This window comes from Pseudomonas sp. GW822-FHT01E03 (assembly GCF_058802985.1).
Map to the genome: position 1 here is coordinate 115676 of NZ_JBXAOQ010000004.1, position 26552 is coordinate 142227.

The following is a 26552-nucleotide window of genomic DNA, read 5'->3' on the forward strand; positions in this document are numbered from 1 at the left end:
CAAGTGTCTCTGATCGCTTCTGACCACTTCCGCATCGTTGTCGGCCTCGGCAAGAGCGGCATGTCCCTGGTTCGCTTCCTGGCGAACCGGGGCGTGGCGTTTGCCGTGGCCGATACGCGGGAAAATCCACCGGAACTGGCCGCGCTCAAGCGTGACTATCCGCACGTGGAAGTGCGTTGTGGCGAGTTGGATGTCGAGTTCTTGTGCCGCGCCGACGAGCTCTACGTGAGCCCCGGCCTGGCGCTGGCGACCCCGGCCCTGCAGGCCGCCGCCGCCCGTGGCGTGAAATTGTCCGGTGACATCGAGCTGTTCGCGCGTAACGCGAAGGCGCCGATCGTGGCCATCAGCGGCTCCAATGCAAAAAGCACCGTGACCACGTTGGTCGGCGAAATGGCGGCGGCGGCGGGCAAGCGTGTTGCCGTCGGTGGCAACCTTGGCACGCCGGCGCTGGACCTGCTCAGCGACGATATCGAGTTGTACGTGATGGAGCTGTCGAGTTTCCAGCTGGAAACCACCGACCAACTCAACGCCGAAGTGGCGACCGTGCTCAACATCAGCGAAGACCACATGGACCGTTACAGCGGTCTGCCGGCCTATCACCTGGCCAAGCACCGGATCTTCCGTGGCGCCAGGCAGTTCGTGGTCAATCGCCAGGACGCCCTGAGCCGTCCGCTGATGGGCGAGGGCCAGCCATGCTGGACCTTCGGCCTGAGCAAACCCGATTTCAAGGCTTTCGGTATTCGTGAAGAAGACGGCGAGAAATACCTGGGCTTCGAATTCCAGAACCTGATGCCAGTGCGCGAATTGAAGATTCGCGGCGCCCACAACCAGTCCAACGCCCTGGCAGCCCTGGCCCTGGGCCATGCGGTCGGCCTGCCGTTCGATGCCATGCTGTCGAGCCTGCGCACCTTCGCCGGTCTCGAGCATCGCTGCCAATGGGTCCGCGACCTCGACGGCGTGGGTTACTACAACGATTCCAAGGCCACCAACGTCGGTGCCGCACTGGCGGCCATCGAAGGCCTCGGCGCGGACATCGACGGCAAGATCGTGCTGATCGCCGGTGGCGACGGCAAGGGTGCCGAGTTCAAGGACCTGCGCGATCCGGTGGCGGCCAACTGCCGCGCCGTGGTCCTGATGGGTCGTGACTCCGACAAGATCGGTGAAGCCATCGGCGATGCCGTACCGCTGATCCGCGCCGGCTCCCTGGTCGAAGCCGTCGAGCAATGCCGCGCTGCAGCCCAGCCGGGCGACGTGGTGCTGCTGTCGCCTGCCTGCGCCAGTTTCGACATGTTCAAAAACTACGAAGACCGTGGTCACCAGTTCGTCCAAGCCGTGGAGGATCTGGCATGAGCCTCAAAGGCATCATCAAGCCGTATCCATCGCCGCTCATCACCGGGCGCGGTATCGACCTCGACTTCCCGATGCTCGCTGGCTGCCTGACGCTGCTCGGCCTGGGGCTGATCATGATCGCCTCGGCATCGACCGAAGTGGCGGCCGTGCAGTCGGGCAGCGCCCTGTATTACATGATTCGCCACCTTATTTACGTGGTGCTGGGCCTGGGTGCCTGCATCGTCACCATGATGATCCCGATTGCCACCTGGCAACGCCTGGGCTGGCTGATGCTGCTGGGGGCGTTCGGCTTGCTGGTGATGGTGATCATCCCGGGGATCGGCCGTGAAGTGAACGGTTCGATGCGCTGGATCGGATTCAGTTTCTTCAACGTCCAGCCTTCCGAGATCGCCAAGGTGTTCGTGGTGATCTACCTCGCCGGTTATCTGGTGCGTCGCCAGAAAGAAGTGCGTGAAAGCTGGATGGGCTTCTTCAAGCCGTTCATCGTGCTGCTGCCGATGGCGGGCCTGCTGCTGATGGAGCCGGACTTCGGTGCCACCGTCGTGATGATGGGGGCCGCGGCGGCGATGCTGTTCCTTGGCGGCGTCGGGTTGTTCCGCTTTTCCCTGATGGTGGTCCTGGCCGTCGGTGCAGTGGTGCTGTTGATTCAAATGCAGCCGTATCGAATGGCGCGTCTGACCAACTTCGCCGACCCATGGGCCGACCAGTTCGGCGCTGGCTATCAGTTGTCCCAGGCATTGATCGCCTTCGGTCGCGGCGAATGGCTGGGCGTGGGCCTGGGCAACAGCGTGCAGAAACAGTTCTACCTGCCGGAAGCCCACACTGACTTCGTGTTCTCGGTCCTGGCCGAAGAGCTGGGTGCGGTGGGTTCGTTGTGCACCGTGGCACTGTTTGTCTTCGTGTGTATTCGTGGCATGTACATCGGTTTGTGGGCTGAAAAGGCCAAGCAGTTTTTCGCAGCTTATGTGGCATACGGTCTGTCGTTCCTGTGGATCGGCCAGTTCCTGATCAACATCGGCGTGAATGTCGGCCTGCTGCCGACCAAGGGGCTGACCCTGCCGTTCCTCAGTTATGGCGGTAGTTCGTTGGTGATTTGCTGCGCCTGTCTCGGCTTGTTGCTGCGCATCGAGTGGGAAAGTCGAACCCACCTGGGCAGCGAAGAGATGGAGTTCCATGAGAGCGACTTCGCCGAGGAGCCGAACCATGGGCGCTAACGTCATGATCATGGCTGGCGGTACCGGTGGCCACGTGTTCCCGGCGCTGGCCTGTGCCCGCGAATTCCAGGCGCGCGGCTACACCGTGCACTGGCTCGGCACCCCGCGTGGGATCGAGAACGAACTGGTGCCGGCGGCCGGTATCGAACTGCATCGGATCAATGCCAGCGGTCTGCGCGGCAAGGGCAAATTGTCCCTGCTAAAGGCACCGTTCATGTTGTTCAAGTCGGTCTGGCAGGCGCGGGCGATCATTCGCCGTCTGCAGCCGGTCTGCGTCGTTGGCTTTGGTGGGTTTGTGACCGGTCCTGGCGGCGTCGCGGCCAAACTGGCCGGTGTGCCGGTGATCGTTCACGAACAGAACGCCGTGGCCGGTACCGCCAATCGGTTGCTGGTGCCGTTGGCCGCCCGAGTCTGTGAAGCGTTCCCCGACACCTTTACCCTGTCGGACAGCCGCCGGACCACCGGTAATCCGGTGCGCACCGAGCTGTTCCTCGAGACATCGCGACCTGCCCTGGCCGGTCGCAAGGCGCGTTTGCTGATCCTGGGCGGAAGTCTGGGCGCAGAACCGTTGAACAAGTTGCTGCCTGAAGCCCTGTCGCAAGTCGCTGCCGATTTGCGTCCGGAAGTGTTCCATCAGGCCGGCAAAAACCACGATGAAGTGACTGCAGAGCGTTATCGCGCGGCTGGCGTCGAGGCGCAGGTGCAGCCCTTCATCAAAGACATGGCCCAAGCCTACAGCTGGGCCGACCTGGTGGTATGTCGCGCAGGCGCGCTGACCATCAGTGAACTGGCCGCCGCCGGTCTGCCCTCGATGCTGGTGCCTTTGCCTCATGCCATCGACGATCACCAGACCCGCAACGCCGAATATTTGGCCCGTGAAGGCGCAGCCTTCCTGATGCCACAAAGAACGACTGGCGCAGCGGATCTTGCCGCTCGCCTGACAGAGGTCCTGATGCAACCACAACGACTCAACGAAATGGCTACCGCGGCACGCCGCCTGGCCAAACCCGATGCCACCCGTAACGTGGTCGATAGCTGCCTGGAGGTGGCCCATGGTTGAGAGTCAGAAAGCCATGCCGCAACCGGAAATGCGCCGTATCCGTCGCATCCACTTCGTCGGTATCGGCGGTGTGGGCATGTGCGGGATTGCCGAAGTGCTGCTGAACCTGGGTTATGCCGTGTCCGGTTCCGACCTGAAGGCTTCGCCGGTGACTGAACGCCTGGAGTCCTTCGGCGCGCAGATCTTCATCGGCCATCGCGCCGAGAACGCCGCGGCCGCCGACGTGCTGGTGGTGTCGAGCGCCGTGAACACGTCCAACCCGGAAGTCGCTACCGCGCTGGAACGCCGTATCCCGGTGGTGCCGCGTGCGGAGATGCTGGCTGAGCTGATGCGTTATCGCCACGGTATCGCCGTTGCCGGTACCCACGGCAAAACCACGACCACCAGCCTGATCGCTTCGGTGTTCGCCGCCGGTGGCCTGGACCCGACATTCGTGATCGGTGGCCGCCTGAATGCCGCGGGCACCAATGCCCAGCTTGGCACCAGCCGCTACCTGATCGCCGAAGCCGACGAAAGCGACGCCAGCTTCCTGCACTTGCAGCCGCTGGTGGCTGTGGTCACCAACATCGACGCCGATCATATGGCGACCTACGACGGTGACTTCAACAAACTGAAGAAAACCTTCGTCGAGTTCCTCCACAACCTGCCGTTCTATGGTCTGGCCGTGGTGTGCCTGGACGATCCGGTGGTGCGTGAAATCCTCCCGCAGGTCAAGCGTCCGACCGTTACTTACGGCTTCGGCGAAGACTGCGACGTGCGCGCCATCAACGTGCGCCAGCAAGGCATGCAGACCTTCTTCACCGTACTGCGTCCCGACCGCGAGCCACTGGATGTTTCGGTGAACATGCCGGGCAACCACAACGTATTGAATGCCCTTGCGACCATCTGCATCGCCACCGACGAAGGCGTCAGCGATGAAGCCATCGTCCAGGGCCTGTCCGGGTTCCAGGGGGTCGGCCGACGCTTCCAGGTCTACGGCGAACTGCCGGTGGACGGCGGCAATGTGATGCTGGTCGATGACTACGGTCACCACCCGACGGAAGTCGCGGCCGTGATCAAGGCCGTACGCGGTGGCTGGCCGGAGCGCCGCCTGGTGATGGTCTACCAGCCGCACCGTTACAGCCGCACCCGTGACCTGTACGACGATTTCGTCAATGTGCTGGCCGACGCCAACGTACTGCTGCTGATGGAAGTCTATCCGGCCGGCGAAGAGCCGATTCCGGGCGCCGACAGCCGCAAGCTGTGCAACAGCATCCGTCAGCGTGGCCAGCTCGACCCGATCTACATCGAGCGTGGCGTCGACCTCGCGCCAGTAGTCAAGCCGCTGCTGCGCGCCGGCGACATCCTGCTGTGCCAGGGCGCCGGTGATATCGGCGGTCTCGCACCAAAACTGTTGAAAAGTGAGTTGTTCGCCGGTGCCGTTGCCGCACCGGAGAAGGGGAAGTTGAAATGACTGTTGCCTACGCCAACCTGGTCTCCACGATCGCGCCGAAAGACTTCGGCCGCGTCGCCGTGCTGTTCGGCGGCAAGAGCGCCGAGCGTGAGGTCTCCCTGAAGTCGGGTAACGCCGTTCTGGACGCACTGCAAAGCGCCGGTGTGGACGCGTTCGGCCTCGACGTGGGCGATGACCTGCTGCAGCGTCTGCTCAACGAAAAAATCGACCGCGCCTTCATCATCCTCCACGGCCGTGGTGGTGAAGACGGCAGCATGCAGGGCTTGCTCGAATGCCTGGGCATTCCGTACACCGGCAGCGGCATCCTGGCTTCGGCCCTGGCCATGGACAAACTGCGCACCAAGCAGGTCTGGCACAGCCTGGGCATTCCAACCCCGCGTCACGCGGTACTGAGCAGCGAGGCCGATTGTATTTCGGCGGCGACGGAACTGGGCTTCCCTTTGATCGTCAAACCGGCCCATGAAGGTTCAAGTATCGGTATGGCCAAAGTGAGTTCCGCGTCCGAATTGATCGACGCATGGAAGGCGGCCAGTACCTACGATTCGCAAGTGTTGGTCGAGCAATGGATTCACGGTCCGGAGTTCACCATCGCCACCCTGCGTGACCAGGTGTTGCCACCGATTGCCCTGGGTACCACGCACAGCTTCTACGACTACGACGCCAAGTACATCGCCAACGATACCCAGTACCGCATTCCGTGCGGTCTGGACAGCGCCAAGGAAAAGGAACTCATGGACCTCACGGCGAAAGCCTGTGAAGCGCTGGGTATCGCCGGTTGGGGCAGGGCAGACGTGATGCAGGACGCCGAAGGGCAGTTCTGGTTCCTGGAAGTCAACACCGCACCGGGCATGACCGATCACAGCCTGGTGCCGATGGCGGCCCGTGCCGCCGGTCTGGATTTCCAGCAACTGGTTCTGGCCATTCTGGCCGAGAGCGTTGTCGGCAAGACTGCCGGTAACCAAGAGTCGACGAGAGGTTAAGGCCATGCAAGGCGCTCAGCTCAGACATCAGCCCACCGCACCGACCGGCCGCAAGCCGGTACCGCGTGGTGCCAGCCGAATGGTGGCCAAAGAGCCGATGTCCGCGCGCCTGCCGAAAGCCAACTTCGGTTTTCTCAAAGCGTTGTTCTGGCCGGTACTGCTGGTGGCTTTGGGGTTCGGTACTTACGAAGGTGCGACACGGTTGTTGCCGTATGCCGACAGGCCGATCACCAAGATCAACGTGCAGGGCGACCTGAGTTACATCAGCCAGCAAGCGGTGCAGCAGCGGATCGCCCCTTACGTGGCGTCGAGCTTCTTCACCATCGACCTGGCGAGCATGCGCACCGAGCTGGAACAGATGCCATGGATTGCCCACGCCGAAGTGCGCAGGGTGTGGCCGGATCAAGTGGTGATCCGCCTGGAAGAACAACTGCCGGTGGCCCGTTGGGGCGACGAGTCGCTGTTGAACAACCAGGGCCAGGCCTTCACCCCGCGCGAGCTGGCGAACTATGAACACCTGCCACAGCTGTTCGGCCCACAGCGGGCTCAGCAGCAAGTGATGCAGCAATACCAGGTACTGAGCCAGATGCTCAGGCCGCTGGGCTTCTCGATTGCACGCCTCGAACTGCGTGATCGCGGCAGCTGGTTCCTGACCACCGGCCCCGGCAGTGCGGGTCCCGGGATCGAACTGCTGCTGGGACGCGGCAACCAGGTGGAAAAGATGCGCCGTTTCATCGCCATCTATGACAAGACGCTCAAAGAACAGATTACGAACATTGCGCGCATCGATCTGCGCTACGCCAACGGCCTCGCTGTTGGCTGGCGGGAACCTGTAGCGCCCACGGCAGCCCAACCCGCTGTCGCGAAGAATTAAGAAGAGGCAGGACCCATGGCAAACGTGCAAAGCGGCAAAATGATCGTCGGTCTCGATATCGGCACCTCCAAGGTGGTGGCGCTGGTGGGCGAGGTCGCGGACGACGGCACGCTGGAAATCGTCGGGATCGGCACCCATCCGTCCCGTGGCCTGAAAAAAGGCGTGGTGGTGAACATCGAGTCCACCGTGCAATCGATCCAGCGCGCCATCGAAGAAGCGCAGCTGATGGCTGGTTGCCGCATTCACTCGGCGTTCGTCGGCGTGGCCGGTAATCACATCCGCAGCCTGAACTCCCACGGCATCGTGGCGATTCGTGATCGCGAAGTCAGCTCGGCGGACCTTGAGCGTGTGCTCGACGCTGCCCAGGCCGTGGCGATCCCGGCTGACCAGCGCGTGCTGCACACCCTGCCGCAGGATTACGTAATCGATAACCAGGAAGGCGTCCGCGAACCGCTGGGCATGTCCGGCGTACGTCTGGAAGCCAAGGTCCACGTGGTCACCTGCGCCGTCAACGCTGCGCAGAACATTGAAAAATGCGTGCGCCGCTGCGGTCTGGAAATCGACGACATCATTCTCGAGCAACTGGCTTCCGCGTACTCGGTACTGACCGATGACGAGAAAGAGCTGGGCGTGTGCCTGGTGGACATCGGTGGCGGTACTACCGACATCGCGATCTTCACCGAAGGCGCGATCCGTCACACCGCGGTGATCCCGATTGCCGGTGACCAGGTGACCAACGACATCGCCATGGCGTTGCGCACTCCGACCCAGTACGCCGAAGAAATCAAGATCCGCTACGCCTGTGCCCTGGCCAAACTGGCCGGTGCCGGTGAAACCATCAAGGTACCAAGCGTTGGCGACCGTCCACCGCGTGAGCTGTCCCGCCAGGCCTTGGCCGAAGTAGTCGAGCCGCGCTACGACGAGCTGTTCACGCTGATCCAGGCCGAACTGCGCCGCAGCGGCTACGAAGACCTGATCCCGGCCGGCATCGTGCTGACCGGCGGTACGTCGAAGATGGAAGGCGCTACCGAACTGGCCGAGGAAATCTTCCACATGCCGGTGCGCCTGGGCGTGCCTCACGGCGTGAAAGGTCTGGATGACGTGGTACGCAACCCGATCTATTCCACCGGCGTCGGCCTGTTGATGTACGGCCTGCAGAAGCAGTCCGACGGCATCTCGTTCTCGGGCATCGGCAGTCGCGACAGCTACAGCAATGAAGAGCCACAGGCTCCGCTGCTGGACCGCCTGAAGAAGTGGGTCCAGGGCAATTTCTGAAGATTTACCGCAATACCGTTACACCGAAGCACGCAGTAGGCGAAAAAACTAGAGAATGTAAAGGAGAGGGAAAATGTTCGAACTCGTAGACAACATCCCCGCAAGCCCGGTAATCAAAGTTATCGGTGTCGGCGGTGGCGGCGGCAACGCTGTCAACCATATGGTCAAGAGCAACATCGAAGGCGTCGAGTTCATCTGCGCCAACACCGATGCTCAAGCGCTGAAAAACATCGGCGCGCGGACCATCCTGCAACTGGGCACCGGCGTGACCAAAGGCCTGGGCGCTGGCGCCAACCCTGAAGTCGGCCGTCAAGCCGCTCTGGAAGACCGTGAGCGCATTGCCGAAGTGCTGCAGGGCACCAACATGGTGTTCATCACCACTGGCATGGGCGGCGGTACCGGTACCGGTGCTGCGCCGATCATCGCCGAAGTAGCCAAGGAAATGGGCATCCTGACCGTTGCGGTCGTGACCCGTCCGTTCCCGTTCGAAGGCCGCAAGCGTATGCAGATCGCCGACGAAGGCATCCGTATGCTCTCCGAAAGCGTCGACTCGTTGATCACCATTCCCAACGAGAAGCTGCTGACCATCCTCGGTAAAGACGCCAGCCTGCTGTCGGCTTTCGCCAAGGCAGACGATGTACTGGCCGGTGCCGTCCGCGGTATCTCCGACATCATCAAGCGTCCGGGCATGATCAACGTCGACTTCGCCGACGTGCGTACCGTGATGAGCGAAATGGGCATGGCGATGATGGGCACTGGCTGCGCCAGCGGTCCGAACCGTGCACGCGAAGCCACCGAAGCGGCCATCCGCAACCCGCTGCTCGAAGACGTGAACCTGCAAGGCGCACGCGGCATCCTGGTGAACATTACCGCCGGTCCGGATCTGTCCCTGGGTGAATACTCTGACGTGGGTAGCATCATCGAGGCATTCGCTTCCGAGCACGCGATGGTCAAGGTCGGTACCGTTATCGATCCGGACATGCGCGACGAGCTGCACGTGACTGTCGTTGCCACAGGTCTGGGCGCTAAAATCGAGAAGCCTGTGAAGGTCATCGACAACACCGTTCACACTTCGATGGCTGCACAGCCACAACAACAGGCCCCTGTTCGTCAGGAAGCTCCAGCGGTGAACTACCGTGACCTGGACCGTCCGACCGTCATGCGCAACCAGGCTCAGGCCGGTGCTGCGACTGCCGCGAAGATGAATCCGCAAGATGATCTGGACTACCTGGACATCCCGGCTTTCCTGCGTCGTCAGGCCGATTGATGGAATGTATCAGGGCTATGAAGGTGATTGGTGTTCAGCAAAGGCGTGGTCTGCTATCATCGCCAGCCTTTGTTGATACCAGTTCGCAATTTGCGCTGAAGCGGCCCAAGCCATGATTAAACAACGCACACTGAAAAATATTATCCGTGCCACAGGTGTAGGCCTGCACTCCGGGGAGAAGGTCTACCTGACCCTCAAGCCTGCGCCTGTCGACACTGGCATTGTGTTTTGTCGCGCTGACCTCGACCCTGTGGTGCAAATTCCTGCCCGCGCGGAAAACGTCGGTGAAACCACTATGTCGACCACGCTGATCAATGGCGACGTCAAAGTGGACACGGTAGAGCACTTGCTCTCGGCCATGGCTGGCCTGGGCATCGATAACGCCTACGTCGAGCTCTCCGCGTCCGAAGTCCCGATCATGGATGGCAGCGCTGGACCCTTCGTATTCCTGATTCAATCGGCAGGCCTGGAAGAACAGGACGCCGCCAAGAAATTCATCCGCATCCTGCGTGAAGTGACAGTGGAAGACGGCGACAAGCGCGCCACTTTCGTCCCTTTCGAAGGGTTCAAGGTGAGCTTCGAGATCGATTTCGATCACCCGGTTTTCCGGGACCGCACCCAAAGTGCAAGCGTGGATTTTTCCAGCACTTCGTTCGTAAAAGAAGTCAGCCGCGCCCGTACTTTCGGTTTCATGAGTGACATCGAGTACCTGCGCAAGCACAACCTCGCACTCGGCGGCAGCGTTGAAAACGCTATTGTGGTCGACGCCGATGGCGTACTGAACGAAGACGGCCTTCGCTATGAAGACGAATTCGTGAAGCACAAGATTCTCGATGCAATTGGTGACCTCTACCTGCTGGGCAATAGCCTGATTGGTGAGTTCAAGGGCTTCAAGTCCGGCCACGCACTGAACAACCAGCTGCTGCGCAAGTTGATTGAGCAGACAGATGCCTGGGAAGTCGTGACGTTCGAAGACGCCAGCACTGCACCGATCTCTTACATGCGTCCGGTTGCGGCCGTGTAAGCAAAAAACCTCTCTAGTTTTTTAAAGGCTGCCTTCGGGTGGCCTTTTTTTATGTTCCGAAGTTTGTAGTGCCTGGGCTGGCCTCATCGCGAGCAAGCTCGCTCCTACAGTGGATTGCATTCCCCTGTGGGAGCGAGCTTGCTCGCGATGGCGTCTGCCCATCCAATGAAAATCCTATTCGGCACACACCACCCGGTTACGCCCCCCTTCCTTGGCCTGATACAGCGCCTTGTCGGCACTGAACAGCAATTGCTCCAGGTTGATATCGCTGGCCGCCGTCCAGGTGGCAATACCGATACTCACACTCATCGGCGGCTCACCGGCGTCCACCAGTGGCAGTTTCTGCACCGCCTCGCGGATGTACTCGGCGATCTGCTTCGCGCCTTCACTGTCAGTTTCGGCCAGGACCACCGAAAACTCCTCGCCGCCATAGCGAGCCACCAGATCCGTCGGGCGATGGACATTGGCGCGCAGGACCCCGGCCAACGCCCGCAAGGCTTCGTCGCCGGCCTGATGCCCGTGCCGGTCATTGAAGGCCTTGAAGTGATCGGCATCGATCATCAGCAACGACAATGGCCTGCCACTGCGCTGCGCACGAAACCATTCATGGCGCAGGGTCTGATCAAGGGATCGACGGTTGGCCACGCCGGTCAAGGCATCGGTGGCCGCCAGTTGCGCCAATTCCTGCTCGGCACTTTGGCGCCGTCGCAGCTCACGGCAGAGCAGCCAGGTCAGCCACAACAGGCCGATGCACAAGACCCCTGTTGCACCGCTGATCACATAGGCCGTGCGGTTCCAGGTGGCGAACACTTCGTCTATGGAAAGGGCCACGATGACGGTCAGCGGCAGATTGCCGACCCGGGTAAAGGTGTACAGGCGCCGTTGATGATCGACACTCGATACGCTTTCAAAGGTACCACTGCGCTCGCGCAGCATGCGTACGACGTTGGGACGGCTGGAGAGGCTTTTGCCGATGGCGTTTTGCTCCCGGTACGGTTTCTGCGCCAGGAGGATCCCGTCATCGTTGATGATGCCCAGCGTACTGCCGTTGCCGATGTCGAGGCTGTTGAAAAGTTGGTCGAAGTAGCTCATGCGCATCGACGCCACCGCGACCCCCAGAAACTCACCCGTGGGCGAAGAAATGCGCCGGCTGAAACTGATGCGCCATTCGTCGCTGTCATCGCAGTCGCAGCGTGGCTTGAACGGTCGGCTGATAAACATGCCGGTGTCGCGATTGAAGGCATGGGCCAGGAAGTAATCGCGGTCAGCGAAGTTGCCCGGTTTCGGCTCGATTAATGATGAGTCGGCCAGCACGTCGCCGTGCTTGTCCAGCAGCAGGATGTCGCCCTTGTAGCGCGCAGTGGTGGAGCGGTCGAACAGCACCAGATGACGGATCTGCGGTGCAACCTGTTTAAGGTCGTCCCGTTGGGCGGCGGCGATCAGGCCCTGCAAGGTCAAGTCATAGAGCTCGACCGTACGCAGGACATCGGCATCGATCAGTTGCGCGATGGTGGTCGCGCTGCGTGTGGCGGTCTGCTGGGCGTAGGCGTGTTCGCGGATCAGCAGGAAAGTGACGATGCACAGGATCGAGATGACGGTCAGGGTACTGCCGAAGATCACCATGATCTCGGGTCGCCCGGTCGGGCCTTGAAAATGTGCGGTGCGGCTTGCGGTCATAGGGCTGACGTTCGCTAAAGGGACGCTCTAAGCGTAGTTGCATAAACGTAGCAGCCGAGTGAATCGTTCCCGTTGCTCGAACGATTGATCTTGGGTGTGGGCGTCAGTGACTTTCGTTGCGCAAATTGCAATGAAGGCCGAGTCGCCACTATAAAAAAAGCCGCTGACAGCAGCGGCTTTGAAGACAACTTCTCAAAGGGAAGAGCCGATGAAAAGTGTCGAGGGAAACGGGAGTGATCGGTGCGGGTCAGCTGTCTTTCTCGGCCAGTGGCTGGGCCTGGATGCTGGATGCCTGCGGGGCTTGGGAGTCTTGAGCAGCCTTGGCCGTCATCTCGATCTGATGCTCTTCGAACGTTGCAGCGCGTGCGGCGTTATGCGCGACGAAAGTCTGCGATTCTTCCGCCATCGCCAATGGCGACAGGAACAAAGAGGACAAAACGAAAGCGCTGGCAATACCCATACTGTTGGACATTTTTAAAACCTTCTTGCTTGGCAAGTGCTGTTTGGTGCGGGCAAAGATAAGGATATGGGGCGAGGGGAAAAAGAGCGGATTCATGAAAGGACTGTTGCGGTTATGGCAATAGTTGATTGGCCGCCTATATGTGTTCAACCCAATCCAATGTGGGAGCGAGCTTGCTCGCGATAGCATCACCTCGGTTCAGAAGTTGCACCGAGTCGCCTGCATCGCGAGCAAGCTCGCTCCCACAAAGGAGAGGGTTTCAGACGGGCAGATGAATCCCGAACGTATTCATCCCATGATCACTGCGCACGAACACATCGCCGCCATGCATCAACGCAATCGCCTTGACGATGGCCAGCCCCAAACCGTGATTGTGGCCGCTGTTGCTGCGCGACGCATCGACCCGGTAGAAGCGTTCGAACAGGCGCGGCAGATGTTCGTTGGCAATCGGCGAACCCGGGTTGGCGACGCCGATGCTGACTTGATGCTCCTGGGCTTCGATCCGCACTTGAATCACCTGCCCGGGCGCGGTGTGCTGCACCGCATTATTCAGCAAGTTGATCAATGCCCGGCGCAGATGGGCGATCTCGATGCGCACCTGCGCGTCACCACTGACCTCAACCTGGACCTGAGCGTCTTCGAGAATGAAATCCAGATATTCCAGGGTCGTGGCCACCTCATCGGCCAGCGAGGTTGAGGTGAGCTTGGTCGCCTTGCTGCCCTGGTCGGCGCTGGCGAGAAACAGCATGTCGTTGATGATCGAACGCAGTCGCTCAAGCTCTTCGAGGTTCGATTGCAGCACTTCGAAGTAGTGCTCGGCGGAGCGCCCACGGGTCAATGCGACCTGGGTCTGGCCGATCAGGTTGGTCAGTGGCGAGCGCAGTTCGTGGGCGACATCGGCGTTGAATGACTCAAGGCGCGAGTAGGCTTGCTCGACCCGTTCCAGGGTCGAGTTGAACGAGCTGACGAATTGATCGAGTTCCGGCGGCAACGGTGATAATCGCAAGCGCCCCGAGCGCAACGGCGGGGCCAGGCGCTGGGCTTCCTGGGACAGTTTGATCAGCGGCTTGAGCCCGATCCGCGCCACCCAATAACCCAGTGCCGAGGCCAGCAGAACACCGGCAATCGCCAGGCTGATCAGTGCGACCAGCAGGTGATGCTGGGTATGGAAAAACGTTTCGGTGTCGATGGCGATCATGAAGCGCAACGCTGGGCGCTGGTCCTTGGCCGGAAACTCGCTGACCAGCACTTTCAGCGGATACGGGTGCTCCGGCAGATGCATGTCGCGCGTGCCCAGCGAGCCTTGGGCAAAGGCACGGATCTGCGAGGTCAGGTTGCCGTATTCGTAGTGTGGATCGCCGCTGATGATCCAGAAACTGATGCGCTTGTCTTCTTCGCTCAGCAGGTTGAGCTTGTTGTTGATCTTCACCCAGTGCTCAGGCGTGCCGTAACGGCCGACCGTGGATTCGAGCACGCTGTAGCGCGCATCGAGTTCGGCTTCTGGCAGCAGGCCCAGGCCCTTGTCGACCTGCTGGTACAGCGCCCAGCCGATCAGCAGGAACACCAGCAGCGCCACCAGCGTGAACATTGCGCTCAGACGCAGGGCGATGGAATTACTGGACACCACGGCTCTCCAGCACATAACCCATGCCACGAATAGTGTGCAGCAGTTTCTCTTCGAACGGCCCGTCGAGCTTGGCCCGCAGGCGTTTGATCGCGACTTCGACGACGTTGGCGTCGCTGTCGAAATTGATGTCCCAGACCATCTCGGCAATGGCGGTTTTCGAGAGGATTTCACCCTGGCGCCGGGCCAGTACGCTGAGCAGCGAGAACTCCTTGGCGGTCAGGTCCAGGCGTGTACCGGCGCGGGTGGCCTTGCGGCTGATCAAATCTATCCACAGGTCGGCGATGCTCACTTGCACCGGTTCATGACCGCCGCTGCGCCGGGTCAGCGCTTGCAGGCGTGCCACCAGTTCAAGGAAGGAAAACGGTTTGCCCAGATAGTCATCGGCGCCTTCACGCAAGCCCTTGATGCGGTCTTCCACACGTTCGCGGGCGGTGAGCATGATCACCGGGGTTTGCTTGCGCGCACGCAAGGCGCGCAACACACCGAAGCCGTCGAGGCCCGGCAGCATGACGTCGAGGACGATCACCGCGTAGTCGCTCTCCAGCGCCAGGTGCAGACCTTCCACGCCATCGCGGGCCAGATCCACGGTGAAACCCTGTTCCGTCAGGCCGCGATGCAAATAGTCCGCGGTTTTTTCTTCGTCTTCGATAATCAGAACGCGCATGACCCGCCTCAGTCTGTGGTCGCCAGCACCGGTTCTGGCGCAGGTTTAGGTCGATGGAATAGCCGCTCAAGCCACAAGTATATGACCGGTGTGGTGAACAGCGTCAGCGCCTGGCTCACCAGCAAACCGCCGACCACCGCGATCCCCAGGGGCTGGCGCAATTCGGCGCCGGTGCCATAGCCGAGCATCAACGGCAGAGCGCCGAGCAGGGCGGCGAGGGTAGTCATGATGATCGGCCTGAACCGTGTGATGCAGGCCTTGAAAATCGCGTCCTCAGGCGACATTCCGCCATTGCGCTGCGCTTCGAGGGCGAAGTCGATCATCAGGATGCCGTTCTTTTTCACGATACCGATCAGCAACACCAGCCCGATCAGCGCCATGATGGAAAAGTCCTGGCCGCAAATCCACAGCATGATCACCGCGCCGAGGCCCGCCGAAGGCAAGGTCGAAATGATCGTCAGCGGGTGGACGAAGCTCTCGTAGAGCACGCCGAGAATGATGTACACCGCCAACAGCGCCGCCAGGATCAGCCACGGCTGGCTGGCCAGCGAACTCTGGAACGCCTGGGCCGCGCCCTGGAAATTACCGCTGATGGCGGTCGGCATGCCGATGTCGGCCTTGGCCTGGTTGAGCATGATCACCGCATCGCCCAGTGCCACGCCGGGGGCCAGGTTGAACGACAGGTTGGCGGCGGGGAACATCCCGTCATGGGCGATGGACAGCGGGCCGACAGTCGGCGCATCGAACCTGGCCAGGGCCGACAGCGGCACCATTTCCCCGCTCAGGGGCGAGCGCAGGTAGAAGTAGTTGAGGCTTTCGGCCTTGCCGCGCTGCTTTGTATCCAGTTCCAGGATCACGTTGTACTGGTTGATCTGGGTCTGGAATTCATTGACCTGACGCTGGCCGAAAGCATCGTACAGGGCTTCGTCGACGTCACTGGCGGTGAGGCCGAAACGTGCAGCGGCGCTACGGTCGATGCTGATGTGGGTGATGCTGCCGCCCAGTTGCAGGTCGTTGGAAATATCGCGGAACGCCGGGTTGCTGCGCAGTTTTTCCGTCAAGCGTTGGGTCCAGGTGCTGAGGGTCGCACCGTCGTTGCTCTTGAGCACGTATTGGTACTGGGCGCGGCTCGGGCCGGAGCTGAGGTTGATGTCTTGCCCCGCACGCAGGTACAGGACGATGCCCGGGACTTTCATCAGTTGCGGGCGAATCCGGTCAATGAATTCGCTGGCCGAAACATCTCGGTCGCCGCGTTTTTTTAGGGCGATCCAGAAGCGACCGTTAGCGATGGTCTGGTTGCTGCCCGAGACGCCGACCGAGTGGGAAAATGCTTGAACCGCAGGATCAGCGGCGACGATTTCGGCCATCACCAGGTGTTTTTTCACCATGTCGCCGTAGGAAATATCCGCAGCTGCTTCGGTGGTACCGAGAACAAAGCCAGTGTCCTGAATCGGGAAGAAACCTTTAGGGATAAAGATGTACCCGGCGACCGCCAACCCCAGGGACAAACCGAACACGCCGATCATCAATTTCTGGTGGGCGAGGGCACGGCGCAGGCCTTTTTCGTACCACGCCAACAGGCGCTCGCCAAAGCCCGGTTTGTCGTGGGCATGATGCACGGGCGCGCGCATGAACAGCGCAGCGAGGGTCGGTGCCAACGTCAGCGAAACCACCACCGAAATCATGATGGTGGAGGTGGCGGTCAGGGCGAATTCCTTGAACAGCCGGCCGACCACACCGCCCATGAACAGCAGCGGAATGAACGCCGCCACCAGCGAGAAACTGATCGACACCACGGTAAAACCGATCTCGCCGGCGCCCTTGATCGCCGCCTCGCGCATGCCGTCGCCGGCCTCCAGATGCCGGTGAATGTTCTCCACCACCACGATCGCATCGTCCACCACAAAGCCCACGGCGACCACGATCGCCACCAGCGTGAGGTTGTTCAGGCTGAAGCCCATGACGTACATCAGCGCAAAGCTGGCGATCAGCGACACACCGAGCACTGCCGACACGATCAGCGTGGCCGACAGTTGGCGCAGGAACAGCGCCATCACCGCCACCACCAGCATCACAGCGATCATCAAGGTGATTTCCACCTCGTGCAGCGAAGCGCGGATGGTCTGGGTGCGGTCGATCAACACCTTGACCTGCACCGAGGCGGGCAACATCGCTTGCAGCGCCGGCAGCGCGGCCTGAATGCGATCCACGGTCTCGACGATGTTGGCGCCTGGCTGGCGGAAAATCACAAGGTTCACGCCCGGTTGCGAACCCGCCCACGCCTGAACGTAGGCATCTTCCGAACCGTTGACGACTTTCGCGACATCCTTGAGGTGAACCGGTGCACCGTCCTTGTAGGAAACGATCAACTGGCTGTATTCGTCGGGATGGAACAACTGGTCGTTGGTCGACAGGGTTGAAATGCTCGATTCGCCGTACAGCGCCCCTTTGGCCAGGTTGAGGCTGGTCTGCTGGATCGCCAGGCGAATGTCCGCCAGAGTCAGGCCGATGGCGGCGAGTTTGTCGGCGGACACCTGGACACGGATCGCTGGACGCTGCTGACCGGTGATGACGACCTGTCCTACACCGTCGACCTGACTGAGCTGACGGGACAACAGGGTTTCCGTCAGGTCGCTGAGCTCCGGGCCAGGCATCAGCGAGGAGTTGACGCTGAGGATCAGCACCGGGCTGTCGGCCGGGTTGACCTTGCGCCAGGTTGGCAGGTTCGGCATGTCCTTGGGCAGTTTGCCCGCGGCGGTGTTGATCGCCGCCTGCACTTCCTGGGCGGCGGTGTCGATGCTCTTGTCGAGGGTGAATTGCAGGGTCAGGTTGGTCGAGCCCAGTGCACTGCTCGAGGTCATCTGGGTTACGCCGGGAATGGCACTGAATTGCACTTCAAGGGGCGTGGCCACCGAGGAAGCCATGGTTTCCGGGCTGGCGCCGGGCAGTTGCGCGGCCACCTGGATGGTCGGGAATTCTGCCTCCGGCAACGGCGCTACCGGCAGGCGCGGAAACGCGATGACACCCAGCAGCACCAGGGCGAACGTCAGCAGGACCGTGGCCACCGGGTGGTCGATGCACCAGGCTGAAATCGAACCATGGCCCTTCATTGCGCCGCCTCCGATCGCACCACCTGAGGTGGCTCGGTCAGCACTTGCACAGTAGCGCCGGGCTTGAGCCGCGACTGACCATCGCTGACCAGTACATCACCCGGCTTCACACCCTTGATGATGTCCTGGCCGCTGCCTTGATAGACCATCTGCACCTGCACGGCTTCGACCTTGTCCCCATTGACCCGGTACACGAAGTGCTGGTCGAGGCCGCGTTGTACGACTGTCGGCGGCACCACCAGCGCATCTTTATCCAGGGCAGTCTGAATCTTTACCGTCACCAGCAGGCCCGGCCAGAGTTTCTGTGCGTCGTTGTCGAATTCGGCTTTGGCGCGGATGGTGCCGGTGTTGGCGTTGATCTGGTTGTCGATCAGGGTCAGGTGACCTTCGCCGAGCAGGTTGCCGGTTTCGCCGTCGGTGTCGGCCCCGATGTAGGCCTTGACCCGAGCGTGCTGTGGGTCGTTGATCAGGCCTTGCAGGGTCGGCAGCATTTGCTGCGGCAGGGAGAATTCCACAGCGATCGGGTCGATCTGGGTCACGGTGAACAGGCCTTGGGTGTCGGTCATGCGCAGGAAGTTGCCTTCGTCGACGGTACGAATGCCGACACGACCGCTAACCGGGGAGCGAATTTGTGTGTAGGAAAGCTGTACCTCGGCGGAGTCAATCGAGGCCTGGTTACCTTGGGCGGTGGCCTTGAGCTGGTTGACCAGGGCTTGTTGCTGGTCGTAAGTCTGCTTGGATACGCCGTCGTCGACACTCAACAGCTTGTAGCGCTTGAGGTTGACCAGCGCCACTTGCAGTTGCGCCTGGCTTTCGCCCAGTTGTGCCCGGGCCTGGTCGAGGCTGGCGCGGATCGACCGGTCGTCGATGGTGGCCAGCAGGTCACCTTTTTTCACCAGTTGGCCTTCCTTGACCAGCAGTCTGGTGAGGATGCCGTCGATTTGCGGGCGGACCACGACGCTGTGCAGGGACAGTACCGAACCGATGCCGCTGACGTAGCGCGGTACGTCTTTTTCGGCGACGGCGACCACGCGCACCGGGATGGCGGTGGGGGTGGCGAGTTTGGCCTTGGCCGGTTTGGTGGCGTACCACAGGCCCAGCGCTGCCAGGACGATCAGAAGGGCGACGAGCAGGGCGGATTTTTTCTGGATTCGCATGCGAGTGGGGCGCCGGGGCTGGGTGGTCGGTAGGTGGGTAAGGTAGTTTCCTTTATAAACCTGTTTGCTGGTCAGGAGGGTGACGGCTAACTGACGGCGCTGTCAGTTTGCGGTTTGGTTTGGTCTTGGCGGCCTCTGGGCCGACCATGTTGTGGGTGACCGTGTGCATATCCGTTTCTTCGGTCACGGCGGCTATCGGTTCCGCCCTTACGGCGGGTCACTTGGAAAAGCCCCAAGTAACCAAGGGCTCTTGCCCCTGACGTTCGGCCCTTCGCTTAGGCTCAGGGTGCCCTCGCTCCGGTCCTGCTCCGTGGGCCCGCCGCCATCGGCCATCCATGGCCGGGGGCGGCTAACCCGGCATCCATGCCGGGTTGCCCACTCCGCAGAACCTGCGCTCAGCCTCTCGAGGGGGCGTGTACCGCAAAAGCAAAAGCGAGGCGGCCTACCGGCCGGCCTGATTTTCCTGACCGTGCATAATTCAAAATGTGGGAGCGGGCTTGCTCGCGAAGGCGGCCTGACAGCCGGCCAATTTCTGGCAGATTGATGCAAATCCAACTGTGGGAGCGAGCCTGCTCGCGAAAGCGGTGTATCTGCTCACAGAGATTTGAATGTGAGAACGCCATCGTGAACAGGCTCGCTCCCACAAGGGATCAATCTGATATGAGCCGGGCTCGGGCATCCATCAATTCGCCACCCGAACCCCACCCAGGCTCCCGCTCAATTCATACGCCGCCAATTCCGCCTGATGCGCCGCCAGCAATTCCGGCAACGATCCACGCAAATACTCGACCCAGGTCTTGATCTTCGCGTCCAGGTACTGGCGCGACGGGTAGATGGCGTACAGGTTCAGTTCCTGCGAGCGGTAGTTGGGCATCACGCGCACCAGTGTGCCGTTGCGCAGGCCTTCTATCGCGGCGTACAGCGGCAGCACCCCAACGCCCATGCCGCTGATGATCGCGGTTTTCATCGCGTCGGCGGAGTTCACCAGGAAGGGTGAGCTGTTGATGGTGACCATTTCCTGGCCATCAGGGCCGTCGAAGGCCCATTTCTCCAGGGGAATCACCGGGCTGACCAGGCGCAGGCAGGCGTGGTTGAGCAGGTCGCTGGGTTTTTGTGCGCAGCCGTTGGCTTTGACGTAGGCCGGCGAGGCGCAAACGATGCTGTAGGTGATGCCCAGGCGCTGGGAGACGAAACCCGAATCCGGCAGTTCGCTGGCGAGGACGATGGACACGTCGTAACCCTCGTCGAGCAGGTCCGGCACGCGGTTGGCCATGGTCAGGTCGAAGGTCACGTCCGGGTGGGTCTTGCGGTAGCGGGCGATGGCGTCGATCACGAAGTGCTGGCCGATGCCGGTCATGGTGTGCACTTTCAGTTGCCCGGCCGGGCGTGCGTGGGCGTCGCTGGCCTCGGCTTCGGCTTCTTCGACGTAGGCCAGGATCTGTTCGCAGCGCAACAGGTAGCGCTTGCCGGCTTCGGTCAGGGCGATGCGGCGGGTCGTTCGGTTGAGCAGGCGGGTTTGCAGGTGGGCTTCCAGGTTGGAGACCGCGCGCGAGACGTTGGCCGTGGTGGTGTCCAGTTGCACGGCGGCGGCGGTGAAGCTGCCGGCTTCGGCCACATAACTGAAGGCGCGCATGTTTTGCAAAGTGTCCATGGGGTGCTCTCTCGTCGAATGACAAATTGTGACACGAAGTTTCTGTTTATTTACAGGCGACTAAAGATCTACCAACGGATTATCTCGTTAACGGTAACAAAGATTCACAGGAATCCCAGCTTATCGCCCTTCAGGCCGCCCCATAGAATTGCGCAACTTGGCAAACCGGGGGCACGGCCCCAGCCGCACAACCTGTGGGAGCGAGCTTGCTCGCTCCCACAAATGCGGCGCTGTTTCCAAAAAACGTGTACCTCCCCCTATTTCAGGAAATCGCAGCAGTGCCGCGTCGCATCAGCAGAGCGCTTCAGCCGCTCAGTGTTTTGGCTTTAACCCTGGCAATCAGCGGCTGCATCGGAACCGGAGGTATTGCCCCACAGGGCAAGGCGCTGGAGGCCAACTCACTGGCTACCGACGAAGCGATCCAGAGCGCCGCGCAGGATGCCCACTGGCCCACTGCACAATGGTGGCAAGCCTACGGCGACCCGCAACTGAATCGCTGGATCGACCTCGCCCTGCAAGACAGCCCGACGCTGGCCATGGCCGCCGCCCGGGTGCGTCAGGCCAGGTCCATGGCCGGCGTGGCCGAAGCGGCCGAATCGCTGCAGATCAATGGCGAGTCCACCCTCAAGCGTCACAACTGGCCTACCGACCAGTTCTATGGCCCCGGTGAGCTGGCCAACAGCACTACCTGGGACAACAACGCCGCGCTGGGTTTCAGTTATGCCCTCGACCTCTGGGGCCGCGAAAGCAATGCCACCGAGCGCGCCGTGGACATGGCGCATATGACCGTCGCCGAGGCTCGTCAGGCCCAGCTCGAATTGCAGGACAACATCGTCCGGGTCTACATCGAGTTGTCGTTGCACTACGCCCAGCGGGACATCGTTGAAGCGACCTTGAAGCAGCAACAGCAGATTCTCGAACTGGCGCAAAAGCGTCTGGACGGTGGCATCGGCACCCATTTCGAAGTCAGCCAAGCTGAAACACCGTTGCCGGAAACCCATCGCCAGATCGATGCCCTCGATGAAGAAATCGCCCTGAGCCGCAACCAGCTCGCCGCCCTCGCCGGCAAGGGCCCGGGGGAGGGCGCGCAGTTGCTGCGGCCAACGCTGTCGCTGGGTGCGCCGCTGAAACTGCCGTCGTCGCTGCCGGCGCAATTGCTCGGCCAACGCCCGGACGTGGTCGCCAGTCGTTGGCAAGTGGCGGCGCAGGCGCGGGGAATCGATGTCGCCCATGCCGGTTTCTACCCGAACGTCGATCTGGTCGGCAGCCTTGGCTACATGGCCACCGGCGGTGGAGCCCTGGAGTTCTTGACCGGCAAGAAACTCAACTACAGCGTGGGGCCGGCGATTTCGTTACCGATCTTCGATGGCGGGCGCTTGCGCTCGGAGTTGGGCGAAGCCTCGGCCGGGTATGACATCGCGGTGGCCAAGTACAACCAGACCTTGGTCAACGCCCTGAAAAACATCTCCGACCAGTTGATCCGCCGCGAGTCCATGGACAAGCAGCAGGCTTTCGCCGCCGAGTCGGTGGCCACTGCGCAGAAGACCTACGACATCGCGATGATCGCCTACCAGCGTGGCCTGACCGACTACCTCAACGTGCTCAATGCCCAGACCTTGTTGTTCAAGCAGCAGCAAGTGCAGCAGCAGGTTCAGGCGGCGCGCCTCAGTGCCCATGCCGAACTGGTGACGGCGTTGGGCGGTGGTTTGGGTGCTGGCAATGACGTACCGAGCGCCGAACAGACTCAAGCACCGAAAACCCCGAGCCTTCTGCGTTGAACACGAACCCACAGGTCCTGAGTCTGACCTTATTTTTATTGAGCAGGATTTCATGACTCCCTTGCCCGCACCCTTGCGCTGGCTGTACTCCCTGGAATGGCGCCGGGGTTTCTTCGACTGGGCACGCAGCGACGGCGTGACTTGGGTCTACATTTTCAAGGTACTGTTCGCGGCGTTCCTGACGTTATGGCTGGCCATGCGCCTGGAGTTGCCGCAACCGCGCACGGCGATGATCACCGTGTTCATCGTCATGCAGCCGCAAAGCGGCCAGGTGTTCGCCAAGAGTTTCTATCGTTTTCTCGGCACCCTGGCCGGTTCGGCGGTGATGGTCGCGCTGATCGCCCTGTTTGCGCAGAACACTGAGTTGTTCCTCGGTTCGCTGGCGATCTGGGTCGGTATCTGCACGGCCGGCGCCGCCCGCTGCCGCAACTTCCGCGCCTACGGTTTCGTCCTCGCTGGATACACCGCGGCGATGGTCGGCTTGCCCGCGCTGGCCCATCCGGAGGGGGCGTTCATGGCGGCGGTCTGGCGGGTGCTGGAAATCTCGTTGGGCATTCTCTGTTCGACCCTGATCAGTGCCGCCATCCTGCCGCAATCGTCTAGCGCGGCGATGCGCAATGCCTTGTATCAGCGCTTTGGTGTGTTCGCCCTGTTTGTCACCGACGGCTTGCGCGGTCGCAGTCAGCGGGAGGCGTTCGAGGCCGGCAACGTGCGTTTCATCGCCGAAGCCGTGGGCCTGGAAGGCTTGCGCAGCGTGACTGTTTTTGAAGACCCGCACATGCGTCGGCGCAATGGCCGGCTCAGTCGCCTGAACAGCGAGTTCATGGGCATCACCACGCGCTTCAATGCCTTGCACCAGTTGCTTGAACGCTTGCGCAGCAGCGCGGCGGACACCGTGGTGGCGGCCATCAAGCCGGGTCTGCAGGACCTCGCCGAGTTGCTCGACGGCTTCAGCGGTCGTGCCCTGACCAGCGCCGATGCGGCACGCCTGGTCGCGGTGCTGAGCGCCTACAAGGAAGGTTTGCCGGCGCGGGTGCGTTGTCTGCGGGCAACGTTCCAGCAGAGCGATCCGAGCGATGCCGAGCAACTGGATTTCCACACGGCGTACGAGCTGCTCTATCGTTTCGTCGACGACTTGCACGGTTATGCACAGACCCACGCCTCCCTGGCCGATCACAGTCACGAACGGGAGCGCTGGGACGAGCCGTTCACCCCGCAAACCAACTGGATGGCAGCGGCAGCATCGGGAATTCGCGCAGCGTTCATTCTGGCGGTATTGGGCAGCTATTGGGTGGCAACCGCCTGGCCGAGCGGCGCGACCATGACCCTGATTGCCGCCGCGACGGTGGGCCTGTCCGCCGCTACCCCGAACCCGAAACGCATGGCCTTTCAGATGGCGTGCGGGACATTGCTCGGGGCGCTGATCGGCTTCGTCGAGATGTTTTTCATTTTCCCGTGGATCGACGGATTCCCGTTGCTGTGCGTGATGCTCGCGCCGGTGATCGTGCTGGGCTCGTTCCTGACTTCGCGGCCGCAATACGTCGGCGTCGGCCTGGGTTTGCTGATCTTCTTCAGCACCGGTTCGGTGCCGGACAACCTCACGGTCTACAACCCCTACACCTTCATCAACGACTACATCGCCATGGTGCTGGGCATGCTGGTGTGTGCAGCGGCCGGGGCGATCATTCTGCCGCCCAACAGCCGCTGGTTGTGGCGTCGGCTGGAGCAGGATTTGCGCGGCCAGGTGGTGTACGCCATCAGCGGCAAGCTCAAGGGATTGGCGTCGAGTTTCGAAAGCCGCACCCGCGATCTGGTGCATCAGGCCTACGGCTTCGCGGCGGGCCAACCGCAAGTGCAGCGGGACTTGCTGCGCTGGATGTTCGTAGTGCTGGAAGTCGGCCACGCGATCATCGAGTTGCGCAAGGAACAGGCGATTTTGCCGGTGCATCCGGCCTATGCCGAATCCCAGCCGTGGCGCCAGGCGATCCGGGTGATGGGGCGTGCGCTGGTGCGGCTGTTCCTGCAACCGAACAGCAGCAATCTCGAACGCGCGCTGATTGCCGTCGATCACGCGATCAGCCGTGTGCAGTCCACCGACGAACCCTTCGCCCCGCACTTCGATACCTCGGCGTTGCGCCGGGTGAAGAGCTACCTGCACTTCATCCGCACCTCTCTGCTCGATCCGCAATCACCGCTCGCCGCCTTCGCAAACAGCCAGCCCCAAGGACTTGAACATGCCTCGTGAAATCGCCTTCCACGGCGTGTACATGCCGACCATGACCCTGATGTTTTTCATCGCCGCGGCGCTTTCCTGGGCGCTGGACCGGTTCCTGTCCGGGTTCGACCTGTACCGTTTTTTCTGGCATCCGGCGTTGCTGCGCCTGAGCCTGTTTACCTCTCTGTTCGGCGCGTTGGCGCTGACTGTCTACCGTTGACTCTCTATCACTGAGAATGCCCCGATGAAAAAGTTTTTCAGCCTGCTCGCGACCTTGCTGGTGCTGGCTCTCGCGCTGTGGATCGGCCGCTCCTTGTGGGAGCACTACATGAACACGCCATGGACCCGCGACGGCCGCGTGCGCGCCGATATCATCAATGTCGCCGCCGACGTCACCGGCGAAGTGGTGGACGTGCCGGTGCGCGACAACCAGTTGGTGAAGAAGGGCGATTTGCTGATGCAGATCGACCCCGAGCACTACCGTCTCGCAGTGAAACAGGCACAGAGTCTGGTGGCATCGCGCAAGGCGACCTGGGAGATGCGCAAGGTCAACGCCCATCGTCGCGCCGATATGGACAACCTGGTGATCTCCCGGGAAAACCGTGACGACGCCAGTAACCTCGCCGACTCGGCCCTGGCTGATTACCAGCAGGCCCAGGCGCAACTGGAAGCCGCCGAACTCAACCTCAAGCGCACTGAGGTGCGCGCGGCGGTGGACGGCTACGTGACCAACCTCAACGTGCATCGCGGCGACTACGCGCGCATCGGCGAGGCGAAAATGGCCGTGGTCGACATGAACTCGTTCTGGGTCTACGGCTTCTTCGAAGAAACCAAGCTGCCCCATGTGCGCGTTGGTGATAAGGCCGACATGCAACTGATGAGCGGCGAAGTGCTCAAGGGCCACGTGGAAAGCATCTCGCGTGGCATCTACGACCGTGACAACCCGGAGAGCCGAGAGCTGATTGCCGATGTGAACCCGACGTTTAACTGGGTACGTTTGGCGCAGCGAGTACCGGTGCGGATTCACATCGATGAAGTGCCGGAGGGTGTGCTGTTGGCGGCGGGGATCACTTGTACGGTGGTGGTCAAGCAAGGTGATGGGGCATAACCCATTCCCCTGTAGGAGCGAGCCTGCTCGCGAAAAACCTGAGAGCGACGCGTACTTTCTGAATGCCTGCGTTATCGTTGACGTCCATCGCGAGCAGGCTCGCTCCTACAGTTGATCAGCAAAACGTCTCCTGCAAATGCCGCCAAAGGATCTTGCCTTCCACCTTCTCGAACACCACGGTCGAGCGACGATCCGAGTGTAGTCCGGTCGCATCGGTCTGCTGTTCGCGGTAACTCACGGTCGCGCCACCGTCGTGCAACGCAATACCACGCAACTCACTGAGCTCGATGCGGAACCCGAGCTTCTTGCCGCCCGCCAGCGAGAACAATTCGTTCAGCGCGTCAAAGTCCAGCACCCGGCCGAGCGGCGAGACCATGGAGAACTGCGGCGAAAAACGTGTCAGCAGTTGTTCGAGTTCGGACAGGTCCCGCTCTTCGGCCAGCCATTGTTCGATGGCCACGTGGGCCTGGATCACTTCGTCGAAATATTCGGTGTAGTCGGTCATGTTGATACCTGAATTCTGGGGTGTTTGTTCCGGCGCCATCGCGAGCAAGCTCGCTCCCACAGGGGGCATCTGGGTGGCATAGATGGCATTCATACCCACAATC

21 protein-coding genes are annotated in these 26552 nt (G+C 61.4%); 13 read left to right on the top strand and 8 right to left on the bottom strand.

Going from position 1 to position 26552, the window contains the following annotated elements; genetic code table 11:
* Positions 1-3 precede the first annotated feature (3 nt).
* The 9 genes from murD (at position 4) to lpxC (ending at position 10497) form a co-directional block, all read left to right on the top strand.
* Positions 4-1350: a UDP-N-acetylmuramoyl-L-alanine--D-glutamate ligase gene (gene murD, locus AC1RP7_RS09355; protein WP_057713362.1), complete on the top strand. Its 1347-nt coding sequence runs from the start codon at positions 4-6 to the stop codon at positions 1348-1350.
* On the top strand, positions 1347-2564 hold the full coding sequence (ftsW, locus tag AC1RP7_RS09360) for a putative lipid II flippase FtsW (RefSeq protein WP_056726220.1): 1218 nt from the start codon (positions 1347-1349) through the stop codon (positions 2562-2564). The genes murD and ftsW overlap by 4 nt, the downstream gene beginning before the upstream one ends.
* A complete protein-coding gene (gene murG / locus AC1RP7_RS09365; protein WP_218494226.1) occupies positions 2554-3624 on the top strand; it encodes an undecaprenyldiphospho-muramoylpentapeptide beta-N-acetylglucosaminyltransferase in 1071 nt (356 codons plus the stop codon). Before ftsW ends, murG begins: the two co-directional genes overlap by 11 nt.
* A complete protein-coding gene (gene murC / locus AC1RP7_RS09370; RefSeq protein WP_007989894.1) occupies positions 3617-5077 on the top strand; it encodes a UDP-N-acetylmuramate--L-alanine ligase in 1461 nt (486 codons plus the stop codon). The genes murG and murC overlap by 8 nt, the downstream gene beginning before the upstream one ends.
* Positions 5074-6057 (top strand): D-alanine--D-alanine ligase, encoded by a 984-nt coding sequence (locus AC1RP7_RS09375; protein ID WP_057713365.1) that lies wholly within the window; start codon positions 5074-5076, stop codon positions 6055-6057. Before murC ends, AC1RP7_RS09375 begins: the two co-directional genes overlap by 4 nt.
* Positions 6058-6061: 4 nt before the next feature.
* Positions 6062-6931, top strand: coding sequence for a cell division protein FtsQ/DivIB (locus AC1RP7_RS09380; RefSeq protein WP_057713366.1), 870 nt, complete (start codon positions 6062-6064; stop codon positions 6929-6931).
* Between the two features lie 15 nt (positions 6932-6946).
* Positions 6947-8206: a cell division protein FtsA gene (gene ftsA / locus AC1RP7_RS09385; protein ID WP_007989901.1), complete on the top strand. Its 1260-nt coding sequence runs from the start codon at positions 6947-6949 to the stop codon at positions 8204-8206.
* Between the two features lie 73 nt (positions 8207-8279).
* Positions 8280-9473 (top strand): cell division protein FtsZ, encoded by a 1194-nt coding sequence (gene ftsZ / locus AC1RP7_RS09390; RefSeq protein ID WP_007972612.1) that lies wholly within the window; start codon positions 8280-8282, stop codon positions 9471-9473.
* 112 nt (positions 9474-9585) lie between these two features.
* Positions 9586-10497, top strand: coding sequence for a UDP-3-O-acyl-N-acetylglucosamine deacetylase (lpxC, locus tag AC1RP7_RS09395; protein WP_007916984.1), 912 nt, complete (start codon positions 9586-9588; stop codon positions 10495-10497).
* 174 nt (positions 10498-10671) lie between these two features.
* On the opposite strand, the gene AC1RP7_RS09400 is transcribed toward lpxC, so the two are convergent.
* From AC1RP7_RS09400 to AC1RP7_RS09430, 7 genes are all read right to left on the bottom strand, one after another.
* Positions 10672-12174: a sensor domain-containing diguanylate cyclase gene (locus AC1RP7_RS09400; protein ID WP_493181265.1), complete on the bottom strand. Its 1503-nt coding sequence runs from the start codon at positions 12172-12174 to the stop codon at positions 10672-10674.
* Positions 12175-12421: 247 nt separating this feature from the next.
* The gene (locus tag AC1RP7_RS09405) at positions 12422-12646 is read right to left on the bottom strand and encodes a hypothetical protein (protein ID WP_057713368.1); all 225 of its coding nucleotides are present in this window, start codon (positions 12644-12646) and stop codon (positions 12422-12424) included.
* A 247-nt stretch (positions 12647-12893) separates the two neighbouring features.
* Complete coding sequence (locus AC1RP7_RS09410; protein WP_493181263.1) at positions 12894-14258, bottom strand: heavy metal sensor histidine kinase; 1365 nt, start codon at positions 14256-14258, stop codon at positions 12894-12896.
* Positions 14248-14925 carry a heavy metal response regulator transcription factor gene (locus AC1RP7_RS09415; protein WP_056726212.1) on the bottom strand — a complete coding sequence of 226 codons (678 nt, stop codon included), beginning with the start codon at positions 14923-14925 and terminating at the stop codon, positions 14248-14250. Before AC1RP7_RS09415 ends, AC1RP7_RS09410 begins: the two co-directional genes overlap by 11 nt.
* 8 nt (positions 14926-14933) lie before the next feature.
* Positions 14934-18035, bottom strand: coding sequence for a multidrug efflux RND transporter permease subunit (locus AC1RP7_RS09420; RefSeq protein ID WP_493181262.1), 3102 nt, complete (start codon positions 18033-18035; stop codon positions 14934-14936).
* On the bottom strand, positions 18032-19192 hold the full coding sequence (locus tag AC1RP7_RS09425; RefSeq protein ID WP_057713371.1) for an efflux RND transporter periplasmic adaptor subunit: 1161 nt from the start codon (positions 19190-19192) through the stop codon (positions 18032-18034). The genes AC1RP7_RS09420 and AC1RP7_RS09425 overlap by 4 nt, the downstream gene beginning before the upstream one ends.
* Positions 19193-19874: 682 nt before the next feature.
* Positions 19875-20843 (bottom strand): LysR family transcriptional regulator, encoded by a 969-nt coding sequence (locus AC1RP7_RS09430; RefSeq protein WP_150814291.1) that lies wholly within the window; start codon positions 20841-20843, stop codon positions 19875-19877.
* Between the two features lie 278 nt (positions 20844-21121).
* On the opposite strand from AC1RP7_RS09430, the gene AC1RP7_RS09435 reads away from it, so the two are divergent.
* Genes AC1RP7_RS09435 through AC1RP7_RS09450 form a run of 4 tightly spaced genes read left to right on the top strand, consistent with a single transcriptional unit; the run spans position 21122 to position 25944 of the window.
* Entirely contained in the window at positions 21122-22621 is a 1500-nt protein-coding gene (locus tag AC1RP7_RS09435) for an efflux transporter outer membrane subunit (protein WP_493181261.1), read from the top strand.
* Positions 22622-22673: 52 nt separating this feature from the next.
* Complete coding sequence (locus tag AC1RP7_RS09440) at positions 22674-24866, top strand: FUSC family protein (RefSeq protein WP_493181260.1); 2193 nt, start codon at positions 22674-22676, stop codon at positions 24864-24866.
* Positions 24856-25056, top strand: a complete 201-nt coding sequence (locus AC1RP7_RS09445) for a DUF1656 domain-containing protein (protein WP_218494232.1) — start codon at positions 24856-24858, stop codon at positions 25054-25056. The genes AC1RP7_RS09440 and AC1RP7_RS09445 overlap by 11 nt, the downstream gene beginning before the upstream one ends.
* 24 nt (positions 25057-25080) lie before the next feature.
* The gene (locus AC1RP7_RS09450; protein WP_057395860.1) at positions 25081-25944 is read left to right on the top strand and encodes an efflux RND transporter periplasmic adaptor subunit; all 864 of its coding nucleotides are present in this window, start codon (positions 25081-25083) and stop codon (positions 25942-25944) included.
* Between the two features lie 115 nt (positions 25945-26059).
* Here the strand turns inward: AC1RP7_RS09450 and AC1RP7_RS09455 are convergent, their stop codons facing one another.
* On the bottom strand, positions 26060-26449 hold the full coding sequence (locus AC1RP7_RS09455) for a DUF4440 domain-containing protein (protein ID WP_493181328.1): 390 nt from the start codon (positions 26447-26449) through the stop codon (positions 26060-26062).
* Positions 26450-26552: the final 103 nt, after the last annotated feature.